Here is a 12743-nt window from a genome sequence, read left to right on the forward strand (position 1 = left end):
AGTTGAGACTTCTAATGCATATCCTTTGTGCCATCCAACGCAGTCAACATATTTACCTACTGCTGCACTTTATGAATATGAACCAGACGCCGAAAAGCGACATAAACGATAGATAAGCTAAGCAAGACCCCAACAAATGAGAACAGGGCAATGGCTACCATATCTGACTCAAAAACGTAAAAACCTACATACAGCGCTGCAGCACGAAATATCACTGCAAAAATCTCTCTAATCAAAAGAAAACGCTGCAAACGTAATGCTGGCAATGCCGCAGTGCTTGCACCTGATACCAAGCTGGTCAAAAGCCAAATAGAAAGCCACTGCGAATAACTCCCTGCTAATGCCCACTCTGTGCCAAATACTAAAGAAAAAAGGTAATCGCCAAAAACGAACACTGTACCGAAGGGAACAATACCAACCACCAATAGAATTACCGTCACTTTTAATAAAAACTGATAAGCCTCTGGTGACTTTGCTGTGATCGCACGCGTAATCTTAGGATAAAAAACCTCTCCAACAGCTTGGCCTAACAACATCGCTGGTGCACCGAGCACAAGAACAGCCAACGAATACTGCCCAGCAGAAGAAGCACTAAATAGTGATGCTAACAAGATGGTTGGTAGCCCTACTGAAGCAGCATTGAGCATACTTTGCGGCATGCGGTATATGGCAAAGTCACGCTGCGATATAGCAGCATTACGAATACCAACCGTGCCAAACCAGTCTCGGATATTTAATACACCAATCCTAGGTACCCGAAGCATCTGCATCATAAAATTCGTAAGCTGTCCTGCTATCGTTAACAAAATAAGTAACATACCAGAGGGGGCCAATACACCACCTATCAACTTACTGGTATCTGTCACAAGCTTGCTCTCCACATAAGCACGAGCCTTGGCTTTAAACAAACCTACTCTGATAGCAGACTGATCAGCAACAGATAGAAACGCACCTGCCAATAGCGTCAACGGTATGAGATACAACATATATGGTGCATTTTCCATACCCGTCCATCGTGCCAAATAAACATTGCCGAAATAGACAGCGATGAACGCTATAGCCGCTATAAACAAACTGAGCAATACAGACAATCTAATAATGGCAGCGGCATCCTCGTCACTATCAGGCATCACAATGGCATTGGCATAACCCATGGTCGCAATCGGAGTAATAATACTGATGACTGCGGCAAATGCGGCAGCGATACCAAAATCTTCAGGACTATATAATCTGGTGAGAAACGGCATAAAGACCATAGCGATTGCCTGACCAGCAGCAATACCGCCTCCAACCATAGCCACATCTCGTACAAAGTGACTGGTTTTCAATCGACTGATTATGCTCTGTATCGATAAAAACACTTCAGAGGTCATTACTCATCATCCAATTTTATGTTTCATATAACTTATAAAGAATCAGTAATCTTGTGATTATCTACCTACTGTATTAACCAACCTCATCCATCAACGATGATGTCAGTTTTTCGACCTCGATCCTGACATTATCGCCTTCTCGGTAGCCTTCAACGAAGGTCCTAAACTGTGCTTTCAACCATTCAGTATCGTGCTGCTTTGATCTTTCGATAAACTCAAACAAGATAGCTTCGATATCTTCCAATGGAAAACTATGCTCCATTGCTTGCATAATGAGTGGATGAAACGTGGTCTCTATGTTGTCAGCACCAATGATTAGCTCTTCATAGAGCTTTTCACCTGGTCTCAATCCCGTAAACACAATTTCGATATCACCATTAGGATTGCTCGCATCTTTCAGCTCGCACCCTGTCAGACGAATCATACGTTTGGCAAGATCCACAATTTTGACGGGCGCTCCCATATCAAGCACAAATACTTCACCACCGAACGCCATGGCACCTGCTTGAATAACCAAACTGGCCGCTTCCGGTATGGTCATAAAGTAGCGCGTGATGTCTGGATGGGTGATGGTAATCGGACCACCCTGCTCAATTTGCTTGGTGAATAGTGGTACTACAGAGCCCGATGAACCCAAAACGTTGCCGAAACGCACCATACTAAAACACGTATGACTGTTGCTTTGGCTCAATCCTTGGCAGACAAGCTCAGCCAAGCGTTTAGATGCACCCATGACATTGGTCGGTCGCACTGCTTTGTCAGTAGAGATCAATACAAATGTATCAACGTGAGCCTTTATCGCAGCACAGGCACAATGATAGGTACCTTTGGTATTATTAATCGTGCCTTCAAATGGATTGGATTCGACAATCGGTACATGTTTGTATGCTGCAGCGTGATAAATCGTTTTTATATGGTATTTTTCGAATATATTGATTAATTTTTTTTCGTTACCCACGTTTCCAATGATGCTGACAACCTCAATATCTTGATATTCAATATTACTAATGACATTACCAGCGACGTTACTAGTGACAAGGCTTCTAAGTTCCTGATCGATTGTGTACAAAGCATATTCAGACTGCTCGTATAACACCAAACATGCAGGTTTGTTTTTCATGATTTGTCTACACAGCTCACTACCAATAGAACCACCTGCCCCCGTCACGAGTACATTTTTACCCGTAATATTTTTTTGGAGGAGCTCAGCAACTGGTTCTACAGTCTCTCTTTCAAGCACATCTAATATATCGACCGGACGTATATGGCTGACTGTTACGATCTCATCAGCAAGCTCTCGTAAGCTCGGTAAATCCTTTAACTTGACAGAAACGCCTGACAGGCTATCCATAATCTGTTTTTTACGACCACGGCTCATAGAAGGCATTGCCAAAATCACTTGCGCGACATTTAATTTTTCTATTAACCAAGGTAGCGCATGAGCGGCATATATTTTTTTACCATGTAAATAAGCCCCTATCAGCTGCGGATCATCATCAATATATGCCACTACATTGTATTTATGAGAATGTCTCAAGCTCTCTAATAGCTCTCTACCAGCCGATCCTGCACCATAAATAATCACGTTATCACAGCAACTATCTAGGCGATCTTGACTGTCTGGTTTCTGTAGTCGATTCAGCAACCCGCGAATCATTAGCCGACTGTTCCACAACCAAATAAAGAATAAGAACAAAAATATGATTGGCGCTGAGCGCGGCATCGTTGACACTGGGTTCACATAAATGATGAACTGATAAACGATAATAAGTAATAAAAACAACTGTAGTACTCGACCCATCGCAGCATCGAAAAATCCTCTAGAAGCACCTCTATAAAAGCCAATCAGATATAAGCTGACGACAGGTATCAATGCATAAAAAGCCAATACCGTAAGGCCGATTTGATCATCGACATAACCCTGACGCAATGCCAATGCCGCTACCAAGCAAAGGACAGCAACTGAAAAATCGATGCCAAATAAGATAGAGCATTTCGCAAAGCGTGGTAAGGCTAATAAAAACAGCGTCATACGCTTCGACCATCGATTGATATCGCTTGGTGTGTGATAAGTATTGTTAGACTCTGTTTTTATAAACATAAGATCCACCTACTTAAGTTATGACGCTCGTTTGCCATGGACAATGAACAGTAGCTGACTACGAATTGTGTCCATAAGCATAATGGTAGTGATAGCTATACCGATTCAAAATACTTTGCTGTATGTCATTTAAGATGATGCCATCGACTTGTATGTTTGCTTTACTCATCTGTTTGATGGCATAGACCAGTTGTCCTTCTACTGAATGATCAAACTTGGTGACGATCAGTACTTTGTCTGCGTGCTGTGCCAACACCATGGCATCTGATGCAGCCAAAATAGGTGGCGCATCGATAACGATATAGTCGTACTTCGTTTTGAGCGTTGCCATCAAATGATCGAACCTCTCTCCTATCAATAAGGAAGTCGGATTATGCGACGGTCGTCCCCGCGATATAAGGTCGATATGCTCCATACCAGTCGGCTGAATAAAGCTCTCAAGGTTTAACTTAGCTATAACACTATCTAATCGAGGCTCATTATCTGTTAGAGAGCTATCTTTATCCTGCAGTAAGTAATCTGTGAGCCCACTGTCTAGATTCATACCAAACATTTTGTGCAGCTCCCCTAAACGCATATCTCCATCGATAATCAGTACTTTTTTGTCCAACTGTGCAAATACTTCGGATAAATTGGCCGTAATAAAAGACTTACCGACACCTGGGCTTTCTCCAGTGATTAATATGGTCTGAGCGGATTTTTTATCTGCTGTTTTCGTCGTCTTACCGAATAAAAGGTTTGTTCGTAAATTTTTAATTGCTTCATAGCTCAAGCCATTGTGATCAACATGAGCAAGCATCCGACCAGTATTTTTTTTGTTCCTACCTAACTTAGATATCGAGGTCGAACGTGGAATCGTTGCAATAACAGGAATTCCCGTTTTAGACTCTAGATGTTCTGGGTCTTTTACGACATTTCTAATCAAGTTTCTGATTAGAACCAGCATTACCCCAAGTACAGTACCTACGAGTAGCGCTAGCAGCATAATTTGGAGTTTGTTTGGTGCAATGGCACCGAAGGTACTGGTCGGTCTATCTAAAATACGCGCATAACCAACCTGACCTGCTCTAACGATTTTTAGTTGTTCATAATTTTTGAGCAGCGTGAGGTAAATCTCTCTATTAATGGCTGTATCTTCTGATAACTTTAAGAACTCTCGCTGGATTTCAGGCAGTCCTGCAACGGTACTACCTATCGCTCCTATTCGACTGTTGAGGACTTTTAGTTGCTCATTGATTTGGATGACGAGTGGGTGTTCATTGGTATAGTAAGTCGTTAAATCTGCTCTCTTTAATTTGAGATCATTGAGCTGCTCATCGATTCGAGACTTTTCATTTAGTAATAGCTCAGCCTCTTTACCTACATCGATGGTGCCGTGCTTTTTACGAAACTCATTGAACTGAGCTTCGGAGGTGTCTAATTTTTCTTTTAATGCTGGAATCTGTGTTTCCATGAAAGCCAATGTTTTGGTCGTTTCTTCCGTACCACGAGATTGGTTTTGATCGATATATGACTGGACTATCTGATCAAGTGTGGTCGTGATTTGCTTTTGATTTGTGCCTGTCATCGACAGCTGAATAATGTTGGTTTTATCCCCTTTTTCTTCCACAGACAAGGCGCTATTCATTGCATCTGTCGTGGTCTTTAAGGTCTGCTGAGTGATGCCAATAGGGTAACCGTCTGCAGGTAGCTCGGTCACCGTAATGTTAATCTCACCGTTTACCCCATTGAACTGATGCGGCTGACCCAATTGTCCTTTGAAATCATCTATTCCATTGCTCAGGACAAACCCTGTGTCAGACTGTGATAGCGTAAAAGACTGGTTTAAATACGCTGGTGACACATCGAACTGATTGATTTGAACCGAACCGTTTTTTGTGCTCAAAGACACACCATCATTCGTGTTCAACTGAGTGTTAATGCGGTCGTTTGTTATTTTATCGAGATAGCCAATATTAGGATCGGTCAGTTTGATGTCTAGATGTAGCATATCGACGACTGGCTCTAGTATCATCCGAGACCGTATGAGCTCGGCTTCTGCCTCAGCCTTGCTCACTTCTTCTCCGACCAACTCTGAGATGTTTGCACCAAGCGCATCGACTCCTTGGGAATTTTCTTCAATTTGGATCAGCGCATCAGACTTGAAGGTCGGATTAATATAACGTGTATAGAAAAATCCTATTAAGAGTCCGACTGCTGCCATGAGCGCTATAACTTTCCAGCCACGCAACAAAACCAAAACCAGCGCCGTTAAGTCGATGTTGTCATTGTCGTTGTCACCCTTAGGTGTCGATAGGTTTTTTGAATCTATATTATTCATAACCATATACCCATTATTCAATGTTAATCGCTTAATAGCTTTCGCTTAGCTTCAAGACCCTAACTGCCCTTGACTGCAGTTAGATTGCCCCCTGCCTCATCGCACCTTATAAAACCTGTTACTCTACTTCCTATTCTTATTTCTCAATTTCAGTATTAAAATTCAAAGCATATTCAGTATTTTCACTAGCTATTATTTATAACCCTGATATCACATTGATGGCAGAGGTTGATGGTAGTATCGCGCTAATCACACGATTCCAGCGAGCCAAGCCTGTTGGATCTACATAGAGAATGTCATTGGCTTGCATGTTAAAGCGACTGGCTAATGCCAAGCTTGTAATGCTCTGCATATCGACGTAATAAATATTGGTGTACTGGTACTGAGGGTTGTCGCGCACGATATATACTTTGGCTGCATTAGCCGTATTGGAATTTAGCCCATTTGACTCGCCCAATACATGCGCTAAGCTCAGCCCTTGTTCTGGAATCGCAACTGGCTCAATTTTGCCAAATTCACCCAATACGTAGACCTTATTGCGGCTTTGACTATTGACGTGGATAGAGTCACCATCTCGCAGATAGATTTGATTTGCAGACAGCCCCATTCTTTGCAGTGACTGCACTCCTAAGCGATAGCTATTTCCCTGACGATTTAGCACAATGTTATTTGAGTCGCCTGTCTCAGTGGTACCACCTGCCATAGAGATAGCCCCATGTACCGACACTGGCACATCAGCTATAGCAAACTCACCAGACTGCTTCACCGCACCATCTACGAAGAACTTGCTGCCACGGTAATTAATGATTTTGACTTGAGGATCTGAGTACTTGAGATAGCGCTGTAGTTTGCTTTGCAACGTAGCGGTGAACTGCGGCACGCTCAGTCCACTGGCTTGGACTCTGCCTATCAATGGAAACTGTATATACCCTTGTTGATCTACCGTTAAGCTAGCAGTTGACGCATTAATATCCGGATAATTGGTAAGGATGATATTCAGCACATCCCCTTTCGCAATGCCGTAATTGACTCGTCCAGAGGTTTTGATCAAATGAGAGAGGTCTTGCGTAACAGTAGGCGGCGCTGTACGCGGTAAATTTGCCAGACTTAAAGGCTGAATATGAAATTGAAGGCCGTTTTCTGCGGTAAAGGTGCCAGATTCAGGAAGATTTCCTGACTGAAGTCCTGAGTTGATCGTACAGCCACTAAACAACCCCATTAGAAATAAGCAAAATATGCTCATTACCAAGAAGCGTTTGTGTACAAAAATGAAATATTTATTAACCATAACAGTTACTCATATTTATATTTGTGAATCAAACCAGAAAACCTCACCACAGCACTTATATTCGTAAAAAAGAATATATTTAATAAATATACACCTAAACTATATTCAGTGCAATACATATAACTTGCCATAAAATAATTAAGTGACTATTTTGCAATTTCTCATCAAGCCCTTTATTTTCGGCTAATTGCAAAAATTTATATCGACTTTTAGATTGTTGAGCGATAAAAAACGCAAGTGAAAACAGCTTCGTCATAAATAAAATTTTTATTTTTAATTTGAAAAAATTCAGCTTAATAAGGGCTTGTCTAGATTGCATTTATAATTGGAAATAACCTTTTAGTGCCGAAATAGTGTAAGTGTTTGTATCTATGTATTAACTTATATAGTCAGTCACTAAGACTCTTCGAGTCTATATTTCGTATACGACTAATAAACTTTTATTGATTAGCACAATGTTTGCTTATGCATTAATAATCAGTAAGCTATTGGTTTACGTGCTAAATTTGTTAAAATAGCGTAGAATAGTCAATCCAATTTTTTACATTGAGAAATGTAACCCACCGACTCAAGGATATTATGATGAAAGACGAAAAATTACAGAAAGCACTCGCCCGTATGGGACTTGGTTCACGCCGTCAAATGGAAGAAGTCATCAAATCTGGCCGCGTAACGGTTAATAACGGTCCTGCGACCATTGGTGATCGCGTCTCGCAAGGTGATGAGATTCGCGTTGATGGCCGTCAAATCAAATACACTTCTGAAAATGAGAAGCGTCGCCGTGTTATCGCTTACTACAAGCCTGAAGGCGAAGTTTGCTCAGCTAAAGATCCAGAAGGCCGCCCAACTGTCTTCGAACGTTTGCCAAAGCTGACGCATGACCGCTGGGTAATGGTTGGACGTTTGGACATCAACTCAACTGGCCTATTGTTATTTACTAACGATGGCGAAATGGCGCATCGCTTGATGCATCCATCTGGTGAAGTTACTCGTGAATATGCGGTACGTGTATTGGGTGAAGTAACGCCTGATATCGCTCGTGCACTGACTGCTGGCGTCATGCTAGAAGATGGCCTTGCCAAATTTGAAGACATCAAAGAAGGCGGCGGCGAAGGCGTAAACAAGTGGTATCACGTCCAGCTAAAAGAAGGCCGTAACCGCGAAGTACGTCGTTTGTTTGAATCACAAGGTCTAAAAGTTAGTCGTCTACTACGCACGCGCTATGGCACGATTGTTCTACCAAAAGAGCTACGTACTGGTCGTTTCTTAGAGCTTGATAAAAAAGAAATCAACACGTTGACGGATTTGGTCAGCTTGCGTCCACGTTATGGCACGGGTCTACATGGCGCAGCTAAAGAAAAGCAAGAACGTATCAGAAACAAGCCGCTTAAAGCGCGTCGCACTGACACTCGTAGCGATAACCGCAACAGCAGTGCGAAACCTAAAAGTAGTGCTAGCCCTGCCAGCCGCGGTACACGCAACACCCGTGATCGCAATGATAAGCGCTAGTTAAATTGGTTTAACATTATTCTAATTTTTTGATAGATTTAGGATAAGCATAAAAACCGGTCAATGATGAATAGTCATTGACCGCTTTTTTTGTGTCTTTTTATAGGCTTCACAGTTTACAAGCGTCACAGTTGCTCAGTATAGATATAGCGGCTCAGCTATCGTGACTATTAATATAGTGCTTCATGACTCGCAGCTCTTGTAGCTGTTCCTCATCCATTTGCGCCAGTAATTTATCTAAACGCTGCTCGATATTATCTAAAACACTCTGCAATAACTCATTAGCTTCCAATCTCTTGTCGTTATTTCCATTCTTGGCATTTATATTTGTTAATTGGTAATGAGTAGCTAGCATTTCGGGTAACCGTGTTTGCAGCATTTTATTCAACACAAACTGCGCTTCTGTTATCGCTGGTGTCTTATGTTGAGCATGTAATGCTGCTTGATAAGCGTAATAGCTGCTTACTTTTTCATCGATACGTTTTAGCTGACGAAGTTGCTGCTCTGACAATGTTTTTAAGTGCTGTTTATTTAACGTTAACTGCTGCAAGCTTAATGTGGCTAATGACAAGGGCGCATCGTAATCCTGATACGTGAGCACGCCAGGTGAGATACCGACAGCTTTATGAAAAGCCTGCCAGCCTTTTCTACCTAGATAAAAGGTAGTGACGGTCGTTACAATACCGATGCCTATTAAGATACTCATATACGCTTGCTCTTTACCCTTTCACCATTCAACTTTGTATTTATAACTTAATATCTTTAGCGCTCACATTTTCACCAGTTGGGCTTTCAATCGCTTGGATATCTACATTACTGCTCGCATTTCTACTGGCAGTGCTAGTGCTATCGGGCTTTTGAAACTCTGTGTTGCTAGTAGGATTGTCAAAACGTTTTTGGAGATAGCGATTGGTCGCGAGTAGCTTTTGACCGTCTTGATGATATGACGCGTTGAGCAGGTCATCGAACTGTGTGTTAATTGTCTTAAGCACGTCTAACAAGGCTTCTTTGCCCGTGACATTAGAATGCTTAATTTTGGTAGTGTCAGCAAGCGCACTATCCGTCACATCTAAATCATGTAAGCGGCGATAGTCAGCCACTGCTTGTGGCACGTGCCTATCCATTAAGTTTTGAATCATAATATAAGTTTCGTTGACAGTATCTTTATCATCAATTTTGCCATCATTATTGGTATCGCCATACATGACACGCAGCTTTTCACCCTTTGTATTAATTTGCTCCAGAGCAGTTTTAACGTCGACAGGTAGGCTTTTTTCAGGTATATAACCCAGTTGCGGAATCGCCTTATATTCGAGCATTTTGGGTGCTGTGACTTTTTTAATGCCACGATAACCTAGATATAACCCAGCTGCTGGCAACAGCCCATACAAAACAAACATTACGAACATCGCAGTCATTTGGGTCATTATATTGTCCTTATTACTTATCAGAATGTCGTAGCTGATTTCTTATGGTTGTTATTATTAAACAAAAAAATAAGGCTCTATTAAAGCCCTATATTGTTATGCACTGCGTCGATTGTGTTTTTTGATAATACTTAACCTTTGCCAGTGTTCAAAAAAACATCATTAAAGAACATTTAATTTTGCGTACGGCTCTTAACATAACGATGGGTTGAGGCAAGGCGGTTCAAAACTGTCTGATGCAACTCATCCAATAACTCGTCAAGCTCATAGTCAATCTCTAAAAACAAATCTGTCAGCATATCACCGGCCGTCATCTTGCCCTGCACCATATTGTTTTTGGTGCGATGCGGACTAAAGCGTTGTAGCTGCTCATAATGATGCAATGCCTCAGGGATACTTTCGGACACCAATTTATCGATGACGAACTGACGCTCATTATGCTGCTGCTGTTGCTGTTCGTTCAGCTCACTACTCCACTCACGGTAACGCTTTAGCTTACCGTTGATACGGTCTAGTATCGCAACGGCTTCAATAGGCATGGCATTTAGGGTGGCCTCATCAACCACATCAACAAGCTCAGTCATAATCGGACAACGTCCATGTTTGAGATACCACAAGGTATCTGGGTCAAAAGGCGGTCTATTGGTTGGGCGCATTTGAGCACGATTACTCAGATAGCGATCGGTCAAAGGCGTGGATGATTGGCTATCACTCACTTGTGCCAACGCATCACATATGCGGTTTACACGTTCAGGCGGAGTCAGTGTAGAACGCTCATGTACTGCGTGATTGCTATCACTCTTGGCAGCAGCATCCCGTTCATGATTGACACTCATCTCCTGAGCATTCTTTGCTGCCAATGTCGGTAGGTCATCTTGAGCTTGCCCAAATGACTGTAGCATTCTTGTCAAACTGACTACCATGACTTGCTCTGCCCCTCGTCTATTACACTCACATTGTGCGCATATTGCATACATTCATTCAATAGCGTATCTTAGCAGGTTTTTGCTGGCCTGCCAGTAAGCAAAATGTCACCATTCCTACACGCCAACCGTTAAGCGCCGTATTATGAATGCTCCCGATTATATTTCTGGTTTCCTACTTGGGCTATCTCTCATCATTGCTATTGGTTCCCAAAATGCTTTTGTACTCAAACAAGGTCTCAAACGCGAGCACATATTTTTTGTTTGTTTATTCTGTGCAGTGAGCGATGCGTTTTTAATCTCAGCAGGTGTTGGTGGTTTTGGTGCAGTTACGGCCCGCTACCCGCACGTTATAGGTATCGCAAAAATAGCAGGCGTTATATTTTTATTAGGATATGGTTTACAGAGTTTGTATGCCAGCGTACGTGTGTCACATGCTTTGACTGTCGAAGGGCAAGTCGTCACTAGCTTAAAAAAAGCCTTGTTACTATGCTTTGGCTTTACTTGGCTAAACCCACACGTCTATCTAGACACCTTGGTACTCGTCGGCATGGTCTCTACGGGTGCAAGTAGTAAATTGACGTTTGCCGCAGGTGCAATTAGCGCTTCGTTCTTTTTCTTCTTTGCGCTTGGATATGGTGCGCGATTACTCAGACCTCTATTTGAGAAGCCTAAGGCATGGAACATACTGGATGCTTTGGTAGGGTTACTGATGCTATATCTGGCTTGGCATTTGTATCAAAGCTGATAGAAGTATGACTGAGAAATGATAAATAAGCTGAGTGTTGAATAAACTGAATGACGTCGATATCCGCTAACCACTGTATAAATATATATGGTTAACCCCACTCTCAACTTGAAATAAGCAAATCAAACTGAAGAGGCGGGTTACCAAGTTTTTTATTGAGTACAAAGCACAGATTGTGTGAAAGAATCTTACGAATCAATCGATGAGACAAATGCCATAAATCTCTTGCTCGTACCCTTTGTATATTAAATCGTTCTGATAGCTGACCAATGACAGTTTCAACGATACGGCGGGCTTTCATTAGCCGCCTTACCACAGGTTTGGGTCTATCCTCTTTCATGTTGGCTCTGAGTGGCGTTTGTAAATCCACGCCTTGAGCGTCGTAGTACGATGTCAGACTAGGGCTGATATACCCTTTATCAGCGCCAAGTAGCCCATGAATATGAGTGGTGATTTCTGGGGCAACCGCTCTTTCATCAACATTGGCAGGGGCAACGGTAAAGCCTTTAATCATGCCCGATAAATTAACAAGCAAATGTCCCTCAAAGCCATAGTATCTCTCTTGCTTAGCGGCGCAGTAACTAAAAGCCGCTAAGTCTTGATAGTTTTTATGCCGATAAGCGCGTCCATAATGACAGACGGGTATCGGAAAGCCATCCATAAAATGAATGTTGTCACGGCCTTCAATTTGACTGACGTTATCTTGTATCTGCTGTTTGACTTGCCACAGATTGGCGCAGTGCTTTGCGAAGTTAGGGTATGAGCCGATGGCTGGAAACCAGTCTTGCCAATGCTGGGTAAAGTATTGCCAAATTTGTTTGTCTTGATCAAGGTGTAAAAATTCACCGACCATCTCCATGCAAATAACCTCAGGATCACTTAGCTTTGGCGCGTAACCTGCACTTCGCAAGGGTTTGGTGACGACTATTTTGTAATATTGCTCTACCATTAAATAGATATTGATGATAAATTCGTCTATGGGCATCTCACAACTCCATTGTATTCTTGGTCGAAAACAATAGATTAGTGAGGTGCTCTTCTTTTTTCAATCACT

General features: G+C 42.2%; 10 protein-coding genes. 2 read left to right on the top strand and 8 right to left on the bottom strand.

From position 1 onward, the window contains the following. Positions 1 to 56: 56 nt before the first annotated feature. The 4 genes from QO187_RS02100 to QO187_RS02115 all read right to left on the bottom strand — a co-directional run bounded on the left by QO187_RS02100 (position 57) and on the right by QO187_RS02115 (position 7082). Positions 57 to 1373, bottom strand: coding sequence for a lipopolysaccharide biosynthesis protein (locus QO187_RS02100; protein ID WP_371546888.1), 1317 nt, complete (start codon positions 1371 to 1373; stop codon positions 57 to 59). 73 nt (positions 1374 to 1446) lie between these two features. Beyond that, positions 1447 to 3474, bottom strand: a complete 2028-nt coding sequence (locus QO187_RS02105; RefSeq protein WP_371546889.1) for a polysaccharide biosynthesis protein — start codon at positions 3472 to 3474, stop codon at positions 1447 to 1449. Positions 3475 to 3532: 58 nt separating this feature from the next. Next, entirely contained in the window at positions 3533 to 5794 is a 2262-nt protein-coding gene (locus QO187_RS02110; RefSeq protein ID WP_371546892.1) for a polysaccharide biosynthesis tyrosine autokinase, read from the bottom strand. A gap of 196 nt (positions 5795 to 5990) precedes the next feature. Beyond that, positions 5991 to 7082 (bottom strand): polysaccharide biosynthesis/export family protein, encoded by a 1092-nt coding sequence (locus tag QO187_RS02115; RefSeq protein WP_371546893.1) that lies wholly within the window; start codon positions 7080 to 7082, stop codon positions 5991 to 5993. A 582-nt stretch (positions 7083 to 7664) separates the two neighbouring features. On the opposite strand from QO187_RS02115, the gene rluB reads away from it, so the two are divergent. Continuing rightward, entirely contained in the window at positions 7665 to 8591 is a 927-nt protein-coding gene (rluB, locus tag QO187_RS02120) for a 23S rRNA pseudouridine(2605) synthase RluB (RefSeq protein ID WP_101206234.1), read from the top strand. A 154-nt stretch (positions 8592 to 8745) separates the two neighbouring features. Here the strand turns inward: rluB and QO187_RS02125 are convergent, their stop codons facing one another. From QO187_RS02125 to QO187_RS02135, 3 genes are all read right to left on the bottom strand, one after another. Next, positions 8746 to 9297 carry a hypothetical protein gene (locus QO187_RS02125; protein WP_057758990.1) on the bottom strand — a complete coding sequence of 184 codons (552 nt, stop codon included), beginning with the start codon at positions 9295 to 9297 and terminating at the stop codon, positions 8746 to 8748. A gap of 40 nt (positions 9298 to 9337) precedes the next feature. After that, positions 9338 to 10018 carry a hypothetical protein gene (locus QO187_RS02130; protein WP_057758988.1) on the bottom strand — a complete coding sequence of 227 codons (681 nt, stop codon included), beginning with the start codon at positions 10016 to 10018 and terminating at the stop codon, positions 9338 to 9340. 173 nt (positions 10019 to 10191) lie between these two features. After that, on the bottom strand, positions 10192 to 10920 hold the full coding sequence (locus QO187_RS02135; RefSeq protein WP_057758986.1) for a hypothetical protein: 729 nt from the start codon (positions 10918 to 10920) through the stop codon (positions 10192 to 10194). 166 nt (positions 10921 to 11086) lie between these two features. Between QO187_RS02135 and QO187_RS02140 the strand changes: the two genes are divergently transcribed. Then, on the top strand, positions 11087 to 11689 hold the full coding sequence (locus QO187_RS02140; RefSeq protein ID WP_371546894.1) for a LysE/ArgO family amino acid transporter: 603 nt from the start codon (positions 11087 to 11089) through the stop codon (positions 11687 to 11689). 103 nt (positions 11690 to 11792) lie between these two features. Here QO187_RS02140 and QO187_RS02145 read toward each other — a convergent pair whose 3' ends face one another. Beyond that, on the bottom strand, positions 11793 to 12674 hold the full coding sequence (locus tag QO187_RS02145; RefSeq protein WP_371546896.1) for an IS982 family transposase: 882 nt from the start codon (positions 12672 to 12674) through the stop codon (positions 11793 to 11795). Positions 12675 to 12743 lie beyond the last annotated feature (69 nt).

The organism is Psychrobacter sp. Arc9 (assembly GCF_041431295.1).
GTDB lineage: Bacteria > Pseudomonadota > Gammaproteobacteria > Pseudomonadales > Moraxellaceae > Psychrobacter.

What these genes read in the sequence shown, in the direction of transcription:
- QO187_RS02100 (WP_371546888.1), bottom strand. Translation starts at nt 1,373, where the DNA reads ATGACCTCTGAAGTGTTTTTATCGATACAGAGCATAATCAGTCGATTG.
- QO187_RS02105 (WP_371546889.1), bottom strand. Translation starts at nt 3,474, where the DNA reads ATGTTTATAAAAACAGAGTCTAACAATACTTATCACACACCAAGCGAT.
- QO187_RS02110 (WP_371546892.1), bottom strand. Translation starts at nt 5,794, where the DNA reads ATGAATAATATAGATTCAAAAAACCTATCGACACCTAAGGGTGACAAC.
- QO187_RS02115 (WP_371546893.1), bottom strand. Translation starts at nt 7,082, where the DNA reads ATGGTTAATAAATATTTCATTTTTGTACACAAACGCTTCTTGGTAATG.
- rluB (WP_101206234.1), top strand. Translation starts at nt 7,665, where the DNA reads ATGAAAGACGAAAAATTACAGAAAGCACTCGCCCGTATGGGACTTGGT.
- QO187_RS02125 (WP_057758990.1), bottom strand. Translation starts at nt 9,297, where the DNA reads ATGAGTATCTTAATAGGCATCGGTATTGTAACGACCGTCACTACCTTT.
- QO187_RS02130 (WP_057758988.1), bottom strand. Translation starts at nt 10,018, where the DNA reads ATGACCCAAATGACTGCGATGTTCGTAATGTTTGTTTTGTATGGGCTG.
- QO187_RS02135 (WP_057758986.1), bottom strand. Translation starts at nt 10,920, where the DNA reads ATGCTACAGTCATTTGGGCAAGCTCAAGATGACCTACCGACATTGGCA.
- QO187_RS02140 (WP_371546894.1), top strand. Translation starts at nt 11,087, where the DNA reads ATGAATGCTCCCGATTATATTTCTGGTTTCCTACTTGGGCTATCTCTC.
- QO187_RS02145 (WP_371546896.1), bottom strand. Translation starts at nt 12,674, where the DNA reads ATGCCCATAGACGAATTTATCATCAATATCTATTTAATGGTAGAGCAA.